Origin of the sequence: Arsukibacterium sp. (assembly GCF_041616895.1) — a bacterium.
Classification (GTDB): Bacteria; Pseudomonadota; Gammaproteobacteria; order Enterobacterales; family Alteromonadaceae; genus Alishewanella.
In genome coordinates this window covers 14,875-34,248 of record NZ_JBFJPY010000026.1, presented here as the reverse complement: position 1 = coordinate 34,248, position 19,374 = coordinate 14,875, and the positions used below count along the sequence as shown (strand labels likewise).

General features: G+C 46.7%; 17 protein-coding genes. All 17 read right to left on the bottom strand.

Going from position 1 to position 19,374, the window contains the following annotated elements; genetic code table 11:
• A partial coding sequence (gene nhaC / locus ABY802_RS06645; RefSeq protein ID WP_372626247.1) for a Na+/H+ antiporter NhaC occupies positions 1-1,212 on the bottom strand: 1,212 nt, incomplete at its 3' end.
• A gap of 71 nt (positions 1,213-1,283) precedes the next feature.
• Positions 1,284-2,615 (bottom strand): sodium-dependent transporter, encoded by a 1,332-nt coding sequence (locus tag ABY802_RS06640; protein WP_372626246.1) that lies wholly within the window; start codon positions 2,613-2,615, stop codon positions 1,284-1,286.
• Between the two features lie 93 nt (positions 2,616-2,708).
• Positions 2,709-4,733 carry a carboxy terminal-processing peptidase gene (gene prc / locus ABY802_RS06635; protein ID WP_372626245.1) on the bottom strand — a complete coding sequence of 675 codons (2,025 nt, stop codon included), beginning with the start codon at positions 4,731-4,733 and terminating at the stop codon, positions 2,709-2,711.
• Between the two features lie 17 nt (positions 4,734-4,750).
• Positions 4,751-5,494, bottom strand: a complete 744-nt coding sequence (gene proQ / locus ABY802_RS06630) for an RNA chaperone ProQ (RefSeq protein ID WP_372626244.1) — start codon at positions 5,492-5,494, stop codon at positions 4,751-4,753.
• 6 nt (positions 5,495-5,500) lie between these two features.
• Positions 5,501-5,839 carry a hypothetical protein gene (locus ABY802_RS06625; protein ID WP_372626243.1) on the bottom strand — a complete coding sequence of 113 codons (339 nt, stop codon included), beginning with the start codon at positions 5,837-5,839 and terminating at the stop codon, positions 5,501-5,503.
• On the bottom strand, positions 5,836-6,309 hold the full coding sequence (locus ABY802_RS06620; RefSeq protein WP_372626242.1) for a GAF domain-containing protein: 474 nt from the start codon (positions 6,307-6,309) through the stop codon (positions 5,836-5,838). The genes ABY802_RS06625 and ABY802_RS06620 overlap by 4 nt, the downstream gene beginning before the upstream one ends.
• A 153-nt stretch (positions 6,310-6,462) precedes the next feature.
• The gene (locus ABY802_RS06615; protein ID WP_372626240.1) at positions 6,463-8,301 is read right to left on the bottom strand and encodes a serine/threonine protein kinase; all 1,839 of its coding nucleotides are present in this window, start codon (positions 8,299-8,301) and stop codon (positions 6,463-6,465) included.
• A gap of 31 nt (positions 8,302-8,332) precedes the next feature.
• On the bottom strand, positions 8,333-9,793 hold the full coding sequence (locus ABY802_RS06610; protein ID WP_372626239.1) for an AAA family ATPase: 1,461 nt from the start codon (positions 9,791-9,793) through the stop codon (positions 8,333-8,335).
• Between the two features lie 91 nt (positions 9,794-9,884).
• Positions 9,885-11,471 (bottom strand): dihydrolipoyllysine-residue acetyltransferase, encoded by a 1,587-nt coding sequence (locus ABY802_RS06605; protein ID WP_372626238.1) that lies wholly within the window; start codon positions 11,469-11,471, stop codon positions 9,885-9,887.
• 9 nt (positions 11,472-11,480) lie between these two features.
• Positions 11,481-12,458, bottom strand: a complete 978-nt coding sequence (locus ABY802_RS06600; RefSeq protein ID WP_372626237.1) for an alpha-ketoacid dehydrogenase subunit beta — start codon at positions 12,456-12,458, stop codon at positions 11,481-11,483.
• The gene (locus tag ABY802_RS06595) at positions 12,458-13,642 is read right to left on the bottom strand and encodes a thiamine pyrophosphate-dependent dehydrogenase E1 component subunit alpha (protein WP_372626236.1); all 1,185 of its coding nucleotides are present in this window, start codon (positions 13,640-13,642) and stop codon (positions 12,458-12,460) included. Before ABY802_RS06595 ends, ABY802_RS06600 begins: the two co-directional genes overlap by 1 nt.
• Before the next feature lie 173 nt (positions 13,643-13,815).
• A complete protein-coding gene (gene astE, locus ABY802_RS06590; protein WP_372626235.1) occupies positions 13,816-14,862 on the bottom strand; it encodes a succinylglutamate desuccinylase in 1,047 nt (348 codons plus the stop codon).
• 52 nt (positions 14,863-14,914) lie between these two features.
• Positions 14,915-16,705 (bottom strand): diguanylate cyclase domain-containing protein, encoded by a 1,791-nt coding sequence (locus ABY802_RS06585; RefSeq protein ID WP_372626234.1) that lies wholly within the window; start codon positions 16,703-16,705, stop codon positions 14,915-14,917.
• Positions 16,706-16,740: 35 nt separating this feature from the next.
• Positions 16,741-17,028, bottom strand: a complete 288-nt coding sequence (locus tag ABY802_RS06580; protein WP_372626233.1) for a hypothetical protein — start codon at positions 17,026-17,028, stop codon at positions 16,741-16,743.
• Complete coding sequence (locus ABY802_RS06575) at positions 17,025-17,597, bottom strand: GNAT family N-acetyltransferase (protein ID WP_372626232.1); 573 nt, start codon at positions 17,595-17,597, stop codon at positions 17,025-17,027. The genes ABY802_RS06580 and ABY802_RS06575 overlap by 4 nt, the downstream gene beginning before the upstream one ends.
• Positions 17,578-18,378 (bottom strand): SAM-dependent methyltransferase, encoded by an 801-nt coding sequence (locus ABY802_RS06570; RefSeq protein WP_372626231.1) that lies wholly within the window; start codon positions 18,376-18,378, stop codon positions 17,578-17,580. The genes ABY802_RS06575 and ABY802_RS06570 overlap by 20 nt, the downstream gene beginning before the upstream one ends.
• A gap of 26 nt (positions 18,379-18,404) precedes the next feature.
• Positions 18,405-19,271 (bottom strand): hypothetical protein, encoded by an 867-nt coding sequence (locus tag ABY802_RS06565; protein ID WP_372626230.1) that lies wholly within the window; start codon positions 19,269-19,271, stop codon positions 18,405-18,407.
• Between the last annotated feature and the right edge of the window lie 103 nt (positions 19,272-19,374).

Here is a 19,374-nt window from a genome sequence, read left to right as displayed (position 1 = left end):
TTTATACTCTTCTTTAAACATACGTCCAGGCATGACAATCGACATATACTGGTCAGCGGTAAGTAAGTTGGTAACGAAGCATGTCGCAATAGTACTGCTGATCAGCGAGCCTGTGCTGCTGGCAAAATAGAGAATGGACTGGACAAACTTACGTAGTAAACCAATTTTCTCAATGGTTGCACCAAACATCATCGCGCAAAATACCAACCAGATAGTATTAAGCATACTTGCCATGCCGCCGCCACTCAGTAACTCATTCAGGTTAGTATCACCGGTATCTACTGCAAAACCGGCATAAAAGGTATGCCATACCAGTTTAAACACCCCCACCATTGCCGGCAAGCTGTCATCAATTAGCCGAGCCAGTAACTCTTGCTGAAAAAATACGGCCCATACTGCACCCAGCAAGGCACCTATAAAAACGGTTGGAAAGGCAGGTACTTTTTTTATGGCCATAGCCAATAGCACCAACAATGGTACTAACGATACTAGACTAATGGCGAATTGTTGTTGCAATACCGCGCTAATTTGTTCAATGCGAGCAAAATCAGCGCTAATATCACTACTAAAACCAATAATAGTAAAAAGTAGCAGTGCCAGCACAAAGCTTGGCACGGTAGTCCAGAGCATATGCTGGATATGTTGAAAAAGTTCAGCTCCGGCAACTGCTGGCGCAAGGTTGGTTGTTTCACTCAGTGGCGAGAGCTTGTCACCGAAATAGGCGCCTGAGACAATAGCACCAGCGGTAATAGCCGGTGACAACCCTAACCCTGCGGCTACGCCAATTAATGCGACACCTATGGTAGCGGCAGTGGTCCAGGAGCTACCAATGCTCATTGCCACGATACCACACAGTAAACAACTGGCGGCGTAAAACCAACTTGGACTGAGCAACTGTAAGCCGTAGTAAATCAACGTTGGTACGGTACCGGATAGCATCCAGGTGCCAATCAGTGCTCCTACTGATAGCAGAATAAGGACCGCGCCTAATGACAACGAAATCCCAGACACCATAGCACTTTCCATGGCATGCCACTTGTACCCATTTTTTAAACCAATGATTACCGCTACAGCTGTGGCAACAAATAGCGCAATCTGGTTGGGCCCGTACGAGGAGTCGTTGCCAAATAGATAAACCGAGGCAGAAAGTAAAATAATCAGGACGATAACCGGCAGCGCTGCATCCAGAAAACTAGGATGTTTTTCAGTCATTATTGTTGCTCCACTTTAGTAAAGGCGCTTGCAGCGCCTTTCAATCTTATTATGATGGCAGAGACCAGGCTCTATAATGACCGGTAAAACATCAGCAATATGATCACCGGACAAACGAATTTAACGTACCAGGGCCAAACCCGCCAGAACCAACTATGTTCTGCTTGCGAATCGCCCTTCTTAAGCTCAGCTAAAATAGAATTTCGGTTCCATATCCAACCAGCGAAAATACACAGCATTAAGCCAAGCAGTGGTTGACTGTACTGGGTTGTCAGCGCAATAACAAAACCAAACAGCAATTCAAAGTTAGTCAAAATAAGTACGCTAATGGAGAATATAATGGCAGCGATAAGCCAAACTGCTTTGTTACGGGCTATTTTACGGTTCTCGACGACATAAGAAACCGGTACTTCAAGCATTGAAATAGAAGACGTCAGGGCGGCTATCGACATTAACAGAAAGAAAGCAGCGGCTACAACTAACCCTACAGAGCCCATGGTGGTAAACAAGGACGGCAGAACGGTAAATATAAGGGTATCTTCAGCCAGTAATTCGCCATTAGCCCCAAAAATTTCAACGCCATTGTGTAAAGCAACGTACATTGCCGGAATAATCAGTAAGCCGGCCAGCACCGCTACACCAATATCAACCAGTGCCACTGATGCACCTAGCTTAGGCAGGTTTTCTTTGTGGCTGACATAAGAGCCGTATATCAGCATGGTGCCGACACCGAGTGACATGGAGAAAAATGCCTGGCCCATGGCACTTATTAATAATTCCGGATTAAGTGCTTCGGTAAAATCGGGCAGAAGGTAAACTTTCAGGCCATCCACAGCGCCGTCCTGAGTCATCACGTACCCAAACAGCAACAACATCAACACAAATAATGTCGGCATTAACCGCACTGACCAACGTTCAATGCCATTAACCACCCCACCGCTAACAATACCAACCGTTAACAGCATAAACATGCCACAGAACAGAATATTGCGAGGCAGGGAAGAAGTTATCAGCCACTGAGCCAGTTGCTCTAACCCCGCGAGACTGGCTAACGCTTCCAGGGTATAAGACAGCATCCAACCGCCAACAATACCGTAAAACGCTAAAATTAATGAAACGGTGGCAATACCCCACATACCGACCACGCGACCGGTACGGCCTGTAGATACAGAGCCGAGGGCATCAACCACATTAGACTCGGTTGCCCGGCCAATTAATAATTCAGCCATTAAAACCGGATACGCCAACAGGAACGCCAGCACTAAATACATCAGAACGAAAGCGGCACCGCCATTACTGGCGACCTGAGAAGGAAAGCCCCAGACATTTCCCAAACCGACTGCAGACCCTGACGCAGCCAAAATAAAGCCCAGCCGTGATGAAAAAACACCCCTAGTTGTCATAAGTGAACCTTTATAATTATTTTTATATTTGGCTGAGCCTAACAAAAAGCGGTAATAAATACCGCTTTTAACTCGTTATCTTCGCCTTGTTTTTTATTTGTTCGCCATACGGCTGACTCGTAATAAATCAGCTGTGATATTTGCTGCCTCTTCAAGAAAAGGATCCAATTCACTGATTAACTCTGGCGCATCGTCGACAGACTGAACTTTCTCAAGTTCAAATCTGACCAACCGTTCATTAACCCGGGCAAGCTGATCGGCTTTTTCTTTATCGCGCTCACTGATCCGTTCAGACTCTTTCAACGAAATTGTTTTATCATTCTGACGCTGCTGATAGTCTTTTATATCCTGCAACATGTAACTAAATTCAGTTTCCTTGCTAATCCGTTGTTGATGCTTCTCGAGCAATACTGGCACAACGGCCTGAATGTCATTAACACTGGCATACTTTGCCGGGGTAATAGAATCCCAAGGCAACGCGTGCGGCTCCTTGCTCTCGCCCCATTCGGCGGGATCAATCGCGGTAGGGAAATGAATATCCGGTATTACGCCCTGGTGCTGCGTGCTGCCGCCATTAATTCGGTAAAATTTAGCAATGGTATACTGAACACTGCCGAGCGGTTCTTCAAACATATCGTAAATACGTCCTAAACCACGATGTTGCTGTACCGTACCTTTGCCAAAAGTTTGTTCACCAACAATAATTGCCCGGCCGTAATCTTGCATCGCTGCAGCAAAAATTTCCGATGCTGATGCGCTATAGCGGTCAACTAAAACGGTTAGCGGGCCATCGTAATAGCTGACGCCATCACTATCTGGTGACTCGGTTACTTTGCCATCGCCCTGGCGGATCTGAACCACAGGGCCGCGATCAATAAATAAACCGGTAAGCAAGGTAGCTTCCTGTAGCGACCCACCGCCGTTACCACGTAAATCGACGATAATGCCATCAACCTGCTTTTCTTTTAATTCAACCAGCAATTTTTTAACGTCTTCAGCCAGATTATTATAAAAGCCCGGGATGCTTATTACACCAATATTCTGGTCAAGATCGTTAAGTTTAGGCTCTAAAACTTCTGCTTTGGCAGCGCGATCTTCCAGGCGTATTTTATCCCGAACAATAGTAATAACGTCCGCTTTATTGCCGGCGATATCACTACCACCAAGCACTTGCAATCTTACCGTGCTGCCTTTCGGACCTTTTATTAAATCAACCACATCGTCCAGGCGCCAACCAATAACATCAACAAAATCATTGCTATCTTGGGCAACACCAATAATTCTGTCTTTTGGCTTAAGTTTCTGAGTCTGATCTGCTGGTCCACCTGGCACCAGGCTTTGGATAACCGTGTAGTCTTCATCGGCTCTTAATACTGCACCAATACCTTCAAGCGACAGATTCATCTCTTGCTGGAATCGATCCGCATTGCGCGGTGATAAGTAAGATGTATGCGCTTCAATGGCCCGCCCAAACGAATTCATCACCAGCTGAAACACATCTTCGCTATTGGTCTGGCTCAAGCGCTTCTGGCTATTACGATAGCGTTTGTTCAGGATCTCCCTGATTTCGTCATCTGCTTTGCCGGTCAACTTTAAATTAAGAGCATCAAACTTGACCCGTTGCCGCCAAATTTCGTTCAGCTCAGCTTGATCTGCAGGCCACTGTGCATCTTCTCTATCGTACTTGTAGCTATCGTCCTTGCTGAAGTCGAACTCCTTAGCAAGCAAATCAATAGCAAAATCAAACCGCTCAGCTCTGCGTTGTAACGTATGATTAAACATATCAAACGCAAAGTTCAAATTCCCTTTGTTCAAGCCATCGTCAAATTCGTCACGAAACCGTGCAAACGAATCAACATCAGCCTGCAACAAAACATTGCGATAGTAATCTAAATTTTTCAAATACATATCGAAAATGCGACCGGACAGTTCATCATCAAGTTGCACAGGAACATAATGGCCTCGGGTGAACAGCGCGGTTATCCTTTTACTGGCTGTTGCGTGATGTGATGCCTGAGCCATTACTGGCAAAACCTGACTGTCTTCAGATTTGCCTGGCTCGGCTTGAACTGCCAGAGCCATCATTAAACTTGCCGCTAAAATGGATAATTTCTTCATAAGCTACTCTGCGTTAATCAGGCCTGATACAAACTGTCCCGACGGGTTTTTACCACCATTCCAGACGAAAGCTGCACCGTTACATCATCTTTATGCACTTCAAGCACGGTAGCCGGCATTGGAGACTGGCCTAATTTAACCAATACACCAGCACCTACTTTCAGTTGCTCATTTGCTATAGAAGACAAAGCAGCCTCTTTAACTACCGGAGCGGCAGCTTTAGTCACTGCTTTACTGCTTAGCTTAGTGCCGTTAGAGCCCGCATTTGTTGTTTTGTTCGGCTTTTTTTTGTAAGCACGTTTGTCACTCGCGGGCTTAGCCTTGGCTTTCTGCTCTGCAAGCCGCGCCTTTCGTAACTCGGCAGCTTTATTCTTGCTCTCAGTAAGTGTATTAAGAGCATGATCCGCTTGCTGCTGGTCAATTAACTCACCCGCCTCGCCTGTCAGATCTACGCGTGCGACACCTGGCTGGATCGCTTCCAGATAGCGCCAGCTGGACGTGTAAACCCGCAGCGCCTGCCTTAATTGCGTTTTACTTACCAGGCTCTCCTGCTCAAGTTTAGCTGCAAGATCTTGAAAAATACCTACTTTAAGTGGCTTTACCTGACCCTTAACACTAAAGCATAAAGGAAATTGCTGGGCCAGATATGCCAATACTTCTTTTACATTCGCCAGTTTACTGACGTCGCTCTCGTTGGCTGACGCTTCTTGCGCTGGCGCAGTATTCTGGTCTGTATTTAACGCTTCAGTGGAGGTTGTCATTAAAATTCACTCTTCTTCATCATCTGCATTTACGTCCGCATCTTCTGCCTTTGCAGCGTCTGCATCATCAATGCCCAATTCAATTTGTTGCCGCATATAGACTAAAGCCCACCCAGTCAGTTCATGCTCATCAACATCCAGCAATAAGGTATCAGTTCCTAATTGCTGCCAAAGTTGTGGCATTATCTGTTCTATCTGCTCAGTAGCCAGATCATCGGGCAAAGCGTCCCAGACAGCATGAATAATACTGTTAATCTTATCGGTTACCAGTTCTTCTTCGCCGTCCCAGTCACCGACTTCAGACTCGTTCAATAAATAATCCTGAACTGTCAGTGCATCTTTCATAGTGGTGAGATTAACCGTTGTTCAAGCAATTTGACCAACGCCACCAAGTACTGTTGATCAACGCTATCAAAACGTGCCAGCTTTGGACTATCAATATCCAGTACCGCAACAATCTTCTGTTGAAACCTAACGGGCAGCACAATCTCTGAGTTACTGGCCGCGTCACAGGCAATATGGCCAGCAAACTGGTGGACATCTTCAACCAGCTGCACCTCGCCGCTAGCGACGGCCGTTCCACAAACCCCTTTGCCTACCGGGATCCGAACACATGCGACCTGCCCCTGAAAAGGCCCAAGCACCAATTCGTCGCCACGCATTATATAAAAGCCTGCCCAGTTTAAATCAGGCAGACTGTTGTATAACAACGCGCTTAAGTTGGCCATATTGGCAATAACATCGGTTTCATCGGCAATGAGCGCCTGAGCTTGCTGTAGCAGCAAGTCGTATTGACTATTCTTTTCGCTAGACATCGGTGTGCGGTTTCTATTTACCCAGTTTCAAAGGCATTACATTACTTGGTTTGCCAGTTAATTTAAACCTTTTTAATGTGAAAGACTGCGCATACCCGCACGAATTCTGCAGTGTGGTGCATAAACTGGCTATAAATCGCGCAAAAGGTATTATCAACCGCTAAATTGCATTGGGTTTGGCGGGTAATAACGCGCACTGGTCTGGGGCTGATGCTCGAAAAAACGGGTGTCTTTATACGGTAATTTCATAAAGCCGCCGACGCCCTCACCAGTGATCAGCGGAACTTTACCAAGAATGCTGGCAAGTAATGACGAAAATTCGGGTTCAGCGGCGCTATCTAATAACCGGTAGTAGCTGTGCACTTTCATATAAAGTGATGTGACTTCAAAAATGATACAACCGGTATGCCGGATCAGGTTGAGTTTGGCAATGTCATCCATGATCGCTTCAGGCAAAACAAGCTGTTCGTCCGGATCTTTGCCATCTTCAAAATAGGAATGTTGTTTACTGGCTTCTTCCTGGCTGGCAACCGGCGCATTCTGGTAGGGTATCCTGGCCTTCGGTGGTACAATAAAAGGCTGTTCAACCGTGTCACGACTAATATGGATAGTATTGCGGGCATCAAACAAACAGGCTTTAAACACGCCGAGTTTACCAATAGCGCGGCCAAGATTAACCACATTATTCACCGCATGGCTGAACGCCACTTTCAGACTATGATCATACAAATTTAAACTGGAATCGATATAAACCCCGCCAGCTTGCCAATGAATTGCCAGACCACCCACCACAGGATAGCGAGCCAGCCGGCCTACTGCAGCAATAAATGCTTTCTCGGTCTCGCCCATTCCTTCCAGATAATTCTTGTAGTAGCGCTCCAGTTGCACATCATCAACATAATGTAAGTCGGCATCTTCCTGATGCTCACGTAAAAACGATTTTCTCGAAGAATAGACAACGGTATCGAGCTCTTGTTTCTGAGCACTACACCAGACCGGCAGCAATGCCTCATCAGGAAGTAATGGCAGTGCCGGCAACACCAGTTGGCTCAGTTGTGGCATTCTGCTGATAAAATAATCACCGGCCTGCTGGCGCAAATTTGGGTCATCTGCCAGCATGCTGTCCAGCATAGTAGCAAACTCTACCGGTAATCCTAAACTGCGTGCTGGTATTGCCAGCCGGCCAAAACGACACGATTGTGCCGATGCTAAAGCATAAAGCGTACTGGCAATGCCCTGCTCATCAAACCTTGGGCTGGAAAGTGCTCCAGCGCGTTGCTCAGGGCCAATAAAATAAACATCACCCATGCGCGCATTGGAGTGTTGTAAATCAGCAGACATTAACTGCATCACATTATTCGCCAGATACTGTCCCTGGCTATCTAGCTGAGCATGGACGGAAGAACCCCAGTCTATTAAGCTTATCTTGCCGGTTCGCTCGTCAAATACCAGATTAGAGGGCTTAATATCGCCATGTACGATTGGCGCACTATTGCCATTAATCTGTTGCTGGCGCAAAAAAAGCAGTAACTCAGCCAGTTGTGCAGCGATATCCACCACCAGGCGTACCGACAAACGCCCTATTTTGAGGCTATATTGCTCTAAATCCAGGCCCGCGGCCCGGCCCATCATTAATATACCCTGCTTTTTAATCACCTGATAGGTAACATAAGCCGGCACCGCAGGGTGCTTTACCAGTGACAGCATATAAGCTTCGTCGGCCAAACGCTCCTGAATATGCGGCGCTAAATTTATCCTGGAAAATTTAAAAACATAAGACACCCCATCCAGACCTAACCCGGCGAACGCAAAGCCATAGGCGCCTTTGCCAATTAGTTCTATCTGGCGGTATCCCAGTTTTTCCAATTCTTCAATACAAAGCGCAACCCAATCCTTAAGCTTTTTAGCATCATTAGCATTAAGTAAATAAACCGATTGCTCTTCCGGTATATAAAAGTTTCGCAGCGGGATCTTGTCGGTTTTATCTGGCATGACTTTCCTGTTCATTGCGCACGCCTAAGGGCTATGCCATAACACAACGTTGCTCTGCCCAGTGTCGCAGGCTGCTGATCCGTTCAGCCATCACAACTGACAAGGGTTGGGTTTCATTCAGTTCGGCCAGTAAATAGTTCAGGCTGAAACCGCCACCATCGGTATGCATCCGATAACTGGCACTCACTACGGCCTGCTCTAATTCAGCTCCTGAAAATCCCTGTGCCAGGGCGACACACTGGTCAAGCTCTGTATCGCTTAAGCTTAACTGCCGGCGTTGCAGGTGCAATCTCAGCAGCGCTTTAATTTGTTCATCGTCTGGTAAGTCGACAAAAAATATTTCATCAAAGCGGCCTTTTCGCAGCAATTCCGGCGCCAGATCGTCGATGTTATTCGCCGTGGCAACCAGAAATACCGGTTTGGTTCGCTCTGCCATCCAGGTTAGCAATGTTCCGAGGATCCGCCGGGTAACGCCGTTATCGTTGTCACCGCCCGCAAGGCCTTTTTCTATTTCATCAATCCATAGCACACAAGGTGCCATCGCATCAGCCTGAGCCAGCGCCTGACTGAGGTTCTTTTCGGTTTCACCAATATATTTATTATAAAGGGCGGCCATATCCAGGCGTAATAATGGGATCGCCCAGGCACCAGCAATAGCTTTAGCGGTCAGACTTTTGCCACTGCCCTGCACACCGGTCAATAAAATACCTTTAGGCGTATCTGGGCCATTTTGCCGAAATGCATGCTGACGTTGCGCGAGCCAACGTTTTAAGTTGCTCAGGCCGATGACGTCGTCCATACTTTTTGTATCAAATATCTGATTCAATGTGCCGCCACTTTGTAACATACTAAACCTGGCTCGGGTAATTCGAGGCAAATCAGCGCGCGTTATTGCACCATCATCCGCCACCGCCTTGTACGCCAGGCGCCTCGCTTCATCAAAGGTTAACCCCACTAAGTTTTGCACCAAGGCGCTGACATCTGCCGGAGCCATCGCCACTAACTGGCCATGCTCACGGCTATATTTATCTGCAGCTTCACTAATCATTTGCCTGATCTGCTGCTCGCCTGGCAGTGACAACTGAAACCGATAACTTAACCGCGCCAGCTCCGGTGGGGTTTCCAGGGCATAGCTTAATAAAATTAGCGTATGCCCGAGGCTTTCGTGCGCCTGAGCAATTTCTTTGAGGAAACGGATGTGACGGGGTTCTGTTAAATACGGATGAAAGTCACATAACACATAGATGCCAGGCACGCGCGTGCCCTTAATTTGTGCCAGCAACTGGGCGGGTTCAATATTAAAAGCTTGCGGACTGCTTTCCCGATCGGTCCGTTGTAATCCGTCGGTAATAGTCCATTGAAATACTGGTCGCATCAGGTTTATGGCCAGGCGCTTTATCAATGCAAGTGCCCGTAACTCTTCGTAGGTTTCAATGACAATCAGTGGGCTTTTGGCCTGCACTAACACTCTTAAGTCTTCAAACTCGTACATTTGTACTCCCTGTGCCAACGGTATCATTAACCATAAAAAAACCCACTATCAACGTGGGTTTTTATCAGAAACAGTTAGCGTTGCCAACTGCTTAAATCATGTTAACCAGCATCGAGGTTGGTTGCTCCAGATACTGTTTCCACAAATTAGTGAAGCGGGCAATCGTGCCGCCGTCGATGATCCGGTGATCGCCTGACCAACTTATTTGCATCAGTTGTCTGGCTTGTACTTCGCCTTTAGCATTAAAGCGAGGCAGTGTCTGTACTTTACCCAGCGCCACTATCGCCACTTCCGGTTTATTTATAATAGGCGTGGCGACAGTGCCACCAATTGCCCCAATATTAGAAATGGTAATGGTACCGCCTTTCAAGTCTGCCGGACTAACCCGCCCTTCGCGGGCCGAATCGGTTAAGCGACTGAGCTCGCGGGCAATATCAACAATCGACTTCGCCTGACAGCCTTTCACATTAGGCACCAGTAACCCTACTTTACTATCAACCGCCACGCCAATGTTATGCTCGCTAAAATAACGTAACTCAGTACATTCGCTATTTGGCTGGCTATTCATTACCGGGAAATCTTTAATTGCTAGCGATAAGGCTTTCATAAAGAACGGCATCATCGTCAGCTTAACGCCTTGTTTGGCATAGCTGTCTTTCAGACTTAACCGCAGCGCAATCAGCTCAGTCAAGTCAATCTCTTCACAGTAAGTAAAATGCGGAATTGTGGCCACAGAATCCGCCATCTGCCGGGCCATTGCCGCTTTAATGCCTTTGATTGGCTCTACTTTGTCAGCGGTTTGGCTGCTACTGCTCATTGGAGCAGCATCTGATCCTGATTGAACCTCCGCTTTACGCTTAGTGCCCGACTGCGAACCCGCACCATCAGCAAAAGCTTTAACATCTTCTTTGTAAACCCGGCCTTTATCACCCGAGCCTGGCACTTTTGCCAAATCAATATTCAGCTCACGCGCTAACCGTCGCACAGCAGGGCTGGCTACTGCCTTACCGCTGGTCGCTGCGGTGATGTTGCCAGATGTGCTGCCAGATGTGCTGCCAGTGGCCACTGCTGCCGTTTGTTGTTTAGCCGGCGCAGCCTGCCCCGCTATTTGCATCGCAAAAAGCGGCGAATGCACTTTGGCAATTTCACCTTTTGCATAATACAATTTAGTGACTACACCTGAGTATTTAGCCGGAATTTGCACCAGGGCTTTATCAGTCATCACGTCACAGACCGGCTGGTCTTCGACAATGCTGTCGCCTTCGGCTACCAGCCAGTCAACAATTTCACATTCGACAATACCCTCACCAATATCCGGCAGGATAAAGTCTTCTGTGCCCTGTGTGGCGATGGTTACGGCCGGTTTAGCGTTATCTGAGGACTTAGTCTCGCCGGTCGGTTCAGCACTGTTTTTTTCAGCGGCGCCAAACCCGGCTTCATCGTTAACTTCCATGGCAAACAGCGGCGCATGCACTTTAGCAATCTCGCCTTTAGCGTAATACAGCTTACTTACCACACCATTGTGTACAGCAGGTATTTGCACCAGGGCTTTGTCAGTCATAACATCACAAACCGGTTGGTCTTCTTTAATGGTGTCACCTTCGCTGACCAGCCATTCAACAATCTCGCACTCGACAATACCTTCACCAATATCCGGCAGTATAAAATCCTGTTTCATACTATCTCCTTAGAAATTGACCGAGCGCATAATGGCTTCGTAAGTTTTAAGATGATCAGCCACATATTCTTTTTCAAGGGCAAGTGGATACGGCGTATCTAAACCGCAAACCCTCGCAATCGGGCTCTCCAGATGCAGGAAACACATCTGCTGAATGGTCGCGGCAATTTCGCCGGCAAAACCGCCGGTTAACGGGGCTTCATGATTTATGACCAGCCGTCCCGTCTTCTTAACTGACGTGGCAACGGTGTCAGCATCCCAGGGTAAAATACTGCGTAAATCGATAACTTCACAGGAAACACCTTGTTCCTGTGCCATTGCTACCGCTTTATCAACAATCTCCATTTGGGCGCCCCAGGCTAACACAGTGACGTCGTTACCTTGCTGCACCACTTCTGCTTTGCCCAATTCAATTTCATAATAGTCTTCAGGTACTTCGCCGGTTGACGCCCGGTACAGTTTTTTAGGTTCAAAAAATATTACCGGATCCGGACTGGCGATGGAGGCTAGTAATAAGCCTTTGGCCTGGTAAGGGTCACGCGGTATCACCACTTTCAGGCCAGGAGTATGGGCAAAATAGGCTTCAGGTGACTGGCTGTGATAATGACCACCGGCTATACCACCGCCATAGGGGCTACGAAATACTAAGCCGCCCACGTTAAACTCATTACCTGAACGATAGCGGAATTTTGCGGTTTCATTGACGATTTGATCAAACGCCGGAAAAATGTAATCTGCAAACTGAATTTCCGCTACCGGCTTCATGCCTTGTGCCGCCATACCATTGGCGAAACCGGCAATACCCTGTTCAGTTAACGGAGTATTAAAGCAGCGGGCTTTACCGTACTTTTCTTGGAGTTTGCTGGTTGCCCGGAACACACCACCAAAATGCCCCACGTCTTCTCCAAAGCATACTACGGCATCATCTTTTGCCATGGCTAAATCAAGCGCATTGTTAATCGCTTGCAGCATATTCATTTTGGCCATTAGTCCATTCTCCCCGACGTCACCGGATACGCATCCGGGTATTTTCTGATATGGTGTTTTAATTCATCTAATTGTTGTTGTAACGCCGGGATCGGCTGTTCATACACATCAGAAATTAAATGTTCTATTCCAGGTTTCGCTACTTTTTCAGCAACTTTCAATGCATCCAATATTTCGCCGCGCAGCGCTTCAATTTTTGCTTTATCAGCGTCTTCGTCCAGCCAACCCTGCTTTACCAACCACAAGCGAAAACGTGATATCGGGTCGGTTTTACGCCACAACTCTTCTTCTTCTTTTGAACGATAGCCACTTGGGTCATCCGAAGAAGAGTGTGCACCTAACCGATAAGCCATAGCTTCAATTAATACCGGTTCGTTGTGCTCAAGCGCATAGTCCCTGGCCATTTTAGTGGCCTGATATACCGCCAGAATGTCAGCGCCATCTACCCGCAGTGATTTCATACCATAACCGACGGCCCGACAGGCTATACCGTCGCCAACAAACTGCTCATTAGCGGGAGTAGAAATGGCATAGCCATTATTACGACAGAAAAATAACACTGGCGCCTTGTGAACGGCTGCCATATTTAAGCCGGCATGGAAGTCGCCTTCCGATGCTGCACCTTCGCCAAAGTAGCAAATGGTGGTGTTTTTCAAACCACGCAACTTCTGAGCATACGCGTAACCACTTGCCTGCGGGATTTGCGTGCCAAGGGGTGACGATATTGTCATGTAATAAATGTCTTTACTTCCGTAATGCACTGGCATCTGGCGGCCTTTACCCAGATCTTTCTCGTTAGAGAACAGCTGGTTCATAAACTGCTCAAGGCTGAAACCGCGGTAGCGAAGTGCGCCCTGTTCACGGTATTGCGCCATAATCATATCTTGCTCATCCAGGGCGGCAGCACTACCGACCGTAGTTGCTTCTTCGCCCAGACACTGCATGTAAAAACTGATCCGGCCCTGACGTTGTGCCGCCAGCATCCGCTCATCCAGCACGCGGGTGAACACCATAGTGTCATACATTTTCAGGGCAGTTTCTTTGTCAAGGTTTGGTTTGTCGGCACCATCATAGAGGTTGCCATCGTCTTTAAGAATTCGCAGAGTCGGAATCTTTAACGCATCACCGGCAGTAAAAGCTGCATTATGCACCGTGGTGATGGTAGCATTATTTGGGTTCGTCATAGCTATCTCTTGGGTTGTGGACACGCTGTCGATTATGATTATTTGCCGGGAACTTTACCTTTACGTAAACTGCATTGCAACCGTGCTCAGGCACAAAAAAACCTGACGGCCCGCTGAGCTGTCAGGTTATATTTACTGTTTGCCAGCCATGTTATTGGCCTTGCTGCGGGGTTTTATTGCAGATTATCCATGACAGAGCTTGGCACCACCATAAGCATTGCCCGCTGGCCTACCGCTACATTCGCATTGGGAAAGATCAATGCTTCACCCTCTTTTTCAACCCGATATTCAATATCACCATCTGTTGCCAGCAGACTGCCTGGAGGATAACTGGTGAAGTTTTCAATATCGTCAGCAAAATGTAGTGTAAAGTCCTGCGTCTGTTTAATAATGGAGCGATATACCTGATACATATTAAACTTGTTATGATCAAAGGCACCAGATTTTACCGGTTTATTGTAAATTAACGCCCGTAAACTGCTATCCGCTTTGGCAAAGCGGGCCATATCGTTCTGACCAAATGGCTTAACCTTGCCAAGTTCAATAGTAAAGGAATTGGCACCATGCTCGTTCGAAGCATAATAACTAAAAGTACTGGCCGGCGTTTGCATCAGCAGCACAGTATAAACATCACACGCCGCTAAAAACGCAAACTCTGCCTGGCGCCAGGGTTTCCCATGCAAATAAGGATACACGGCAAACTTTTCAAAACGGGAACCACGAATAGCGGTATGTAAGTCGTATAAGCTTCGGTTACCCGTTGCGCTTTCGGTTACGGGTAACCGCTGATAGAATTGGCTGACATACTGCTCCAGCGCCTTTGCACGCTGCCTTTCGGCGTTAATTAAGCCCGCTCCCTTACTGTGATGTCCGGAGAACAGCCGGTTAAGGTTTTCGGTAATCTCGCGGGTTCCGGCATTAATCGCTGGAGGATTACCGAACAGTACCAGTAGCCTGACGTTGACCACTAAGCGCCCGGCCAGAATGTCTTGCACTATTGCAGCACAAATTTCAATGGGTGCGGTTTCGTTACCATGTACACCACATGACAACACTACATCTTCGGTTGTTTGCCCGGCTGGCTCGAAGCTTATTACCCCACTATCCCATACCTTTACTGCAAGACCATTCGCTAAAGTAAATTCGAAGGGGGCTAAGCCCAGAGGATTATCCAGGGTAAGTTTAAGAAAATCATCAGCAGGTATGAGTTGCTGTGCCATACATCGTCACTCCTTCCACTTGGCAGCTGCAGCGTGTGCGTTGTTATTGCTGTTATTGATCAGTTTTCTGATATTCGACCACCTTATTGCGGCCGCGGTTTTTTGCTTCGTACATGGCTTTGTCAGCATCAGCTAACAGCAGCTTAATATCGTATCCACTAACAACGTTGCCGCTGACGCCAAAGCTGGCACTAAGGCTGAATTGATGCTCACTGGTGTTACAATCAATACTGGCAATAGCATCCCGGCAAATTTCAGCAAGCAATGTTGCTTTATCTAATTCACAGCCGGGCATCATAATAACAAATTCTTCGCCGCCGATCCGGCCAAATATATCGTTGGATCGCATAAACTGCTTACACACCCGCACGATCTGCTGCAGTGCCCAATCGCCGGTAGCATGGCCAAACTGGTCATTAATGGTTTTAAAGTGATCCAGGTCGAACAAGATCATTGCCACCGGCAAGTGTTTCGCCTGGCAATATTTTAACGCTTGTTTCGCTTCGTTATTAAAATGGTAACGGTTACTGATACCCGTAAGTTGATCATACTCTGCCATTAATTTAAAGCGCTTGCGGCCCGTCAGTCCGCGATAAGCCAGCACCAGGGCAATAAAGCCGATTAAGGCCGCTAAAAGCAACAGTAAACGACTGTTTTTTACTTCTTCCTGATAAATGCTTTTCTGTAAAAACAACAGTTCGTTGTCTCTGTCTAGTAAATTGATCCGCTGGTTTTTTAATTCAATCTCCGACTTAACGGTATGATAAGCCGCCTGCTGCTTTGCTTTACTGGCATTAAACTCTTCCTCGACCTGATACTGTTGTTCCAGATGTTGCAAAGCCAGGGCATAGTTTTGTTGTTGTTTGGCAATCTGGTATAAGGTGGCGTAAGCCTCTACCAGCGCAACGTTATTTGGGCTGCTCTTTGCTTTAAGCAACGCCTGATTTGCTAGTGTTGAAGCCTGCTGAACATTATTTAGTTGCAGCTGAGCCTGGGCTGCAAGAACTAGAACTTGCGATATCAGCACCGGATAGTGCGTATTTTCTATTTCTTTTAAATTTTGCTGATAAATTGCCAGCACTTTTTCAGCTTCATTATTTTTTAAAAAATACTGCATCAAATGGTGCCTGGCTATATTGGCCGGAATGTATTCTCTGGCCGCGACACATTCATCTATCACGATATTTGTTTCTTTTTCGGTTACAACACTGTCAATTTTTTTAAATTTTGCTTCAAGGGCTATGACATTGATCCGACATGCTAATTTTTGGGGTATCGAATTAAAATCAATATATCGCAAATATAATAAAGATAAATCATAGCGCTCAAGTTCGTTATAAGTAAACATCACTAAAACAATAACCTGCGCCATTAACTCAGCATCTGTAATAGCAGATATGTTATTGGTTAACTTTTCAAAATAGGAAAAAGCCCGCTCATGATTATTTGACAGTAATAGAACATTGACTGCCAGCATTCGGGCTTTGATAATCATGGTGGTATCTGAAGAAGCGTCCAGTAATTGGGTCAGTACAGGTAACACCCTATCATATTGCCCTAGCAATGCCTGTTCATAAGCATTCAGCAGCATTAAATACTCGATATCAGCCGCTTCAGATAATGGTAATTGTCTTAGACTGGCTAATCCGGCTCTAAATTGAGATTGATCTTCCAGTCTTATATTGTCCAGGTGGGTTAACTGCTGTTGAATGGAGAGCGTTTGCTCAGTACTCCGTTCCTCAGACAATTTAGCAGGTTCATTTGCAAAGCCTGCAGGTACCAAAACAAGCAGAATTAGCAACAGCGCAGCGCTAACCATAATGACTTTTATTAGAGAATTCATAAGGTCAGTTCTGCTGGGGGTTAAAACTCATTAATTTAAACCACCTGCTTAATTTCTGGATCTGCAGGCTCGGGGGCATCTTCCGGTTCCTTTTTGGGCTCATCGTCAGGCGATGGCTCTTCTGCTGGCAGGATCATGCAGACAATTTTATTATTTGCATGAAGCAGCTGCGCCAGTTTAACATCGTCTTGCTGACATATGGCCTGCTGAATTGCCGGGTCGAAATTTAATGGGTTAACAACTTGTTCAAGCTGAGTATCCGCCAGATGGCGCAACGATGCATCTTCTCCTAGCAGTTGTAATAACTGCAATACGTTTTTCATGCTGAGCATCCTGTATCAGTAATTTTATTATTATTGTGTAATTTATAATAATTGTCCTGCTTACAATACACAAAGCCCAGCCCGCTAACCAGCTTTATCGCGGCCAGATTGCCGTCGGTAATTCTGCATATTATGTGTATAACCTGGGGCAGTTGCAGTAATCTCTGACATAAACTGATAAACGCAGTAACAGCAAGGCCTTTTCGCTGCATGAAAGGTAACAGCATAATACCAATCTCTGCGTTAAAACGATTGGCATATGCTGTGGCATTAAAGGTTACGGCCATTAACCCGAAGGATGTATTCGCTGCCGGGTTAGCAATTACCAGGAATAAACGGCTTGCTGGCATTAATTTAGTCGATGCTGCTAAATTTTGCTTAAGGGCCGCAGCAAAACTGCACGTCACTTGGCTGTCAGTTAACGGCTCGCCAATCCATTGCATTACCGCTTTGCTGGTAAAAAGCTGACGGTAAAGCGGCTGATCTACTGCCGCCAATAGTCTTACGTTTAATAAACAAGCGGCAAAACCAACATCATAGTTAATAAGGCTATTGAGCATCGTCGTCATCTGCCTGTAAGGCGGCCAGTTTATCCAGCATTAGCTGGTTAGCGACCATTTTGGTCGCAGGCGGGATCACCAGAGTGGTTTTCAGATCCATCTGGGCACTTAGCAAATCGGTAAGCGACAAATGCGTAATCCGCGGCTGCTGAATGGGTAAGGTTACCGCTTCATATAAAATTACCTGGTGGTTTAACGGATAATACTCAGCCAATAGTTCAATAAGTAACTGGCGGTAACGGGCGTCAGTGCTACGTTTGGCCAGGCTACGATCTCCCGCCACTCCAACCTGCCACAAAATCAGATAAGCTGCGCTATCAATAGTGCGTTTGTAAAACATAAACTGGCTGGTTTCAAAATGCTGGCAGCCATAGGTGCCTGGGTCGATAGCTAAATCCGCTATCAGGCAATCCTCTGCCGAAATACCGGGCTCCATATGGGCGGCGAAACCCTCTGCTCTGGCCTCTGCAATCGCTTTATGTGGCACCCAGGCAAATACCCCAGGGTGGCCGTAAAACGCCCCGACCACTTTTTTATTAAGCCGCACCTCGCTCAGCATCGCCGCTACCATTTGCTGATAACTTAGCATCCGCGACACACCAATCTGATAAAAAGGCTGTAGCGAGCGAACGTCATTGTTCATCTCGCCCACCCATTGCTCAGTAATACCATCTGCAACTAATAAAAATACTACATCGGCCTGTTCAATATAGCTGCGACTTAACGGGCTAATATGCGAACCTAATGTCATACCGGTACCGACACAGACTAAACTGCCTGTTTGCTGCAATTGCTTCTCCATTATCGCTATTATTTTTAATTCTGTTCCGTAGACCCTGCAGCCTTATCAAAAGTACGTAAACCTTGCTCATTAAAAAAGCTAAAATCAATACTGCTAACATCGCTGTGCCACATTCTTAGTACTTCCAGAAACTCCGGATCTTGCCTGATTTGCGGCATGATCTGATTAATTCGTGATATTTGCGCCTTTCCCCAGGCATTATTTGCACAACCTATCGCACCCGCCACCGGCTGCTGATCATTTTCTGAAATGGCGATGGTCACCATTTTTCGGTTGTAGAGCTGCTGAAAATAGTTGGCAATCATCGGGTAATCAATGGTGTAATCAAGTCTGCCAGAGCTAATCATATGTAAAATGGCGACAGAGCCGCCAGGGCCTGAGCGGGCCAGATAGGGGTCTTGTTCATTGATTAAGGGTTGTAACACACCATAGCGCCGGCCCGCAGGGTAGCCCAACCGGAATCGAGTATCTGCCAATAATGTCGCTAAGGATATCGGCTCGCCATAGAGTGCCTTTAACGTTTTCGCGGTGTGTTCATCAGTAATGATATGATGCGGGTAATAAATATGCGTCGGCATACTATAAATTGCTCTGTCTTCTCCTTCTGGTTTGAAAATCATGCAGGGAAAACATACCGGTTCTTTGTTGTCCAATGCCTGGGCAATTCTGGGCTGTGGCATAACCAGATATCTTGGCCGGGTTTCTGACATGTAGCGATGCACTACTTTGATTAATACGTCACATACCCCCTGACGCTGATATTCGCCATGGAGCACATGAAACGGCGGAGCATCATTAATGGCCCAGTTTAACCTTTCATTATTTTCGGTATCTTGAATATCTTCAGATACTTCTGGCCTTGTCTGCGGTTCACTTGTCATTCGCAAAACAAGGTCTGTTGTACTGGCAGCTAGCACCTTAAAGGTTAACGTTGCGGTTAATCCACAGCCCAACAATAAAACATACATTAGCTGGCCAATTATC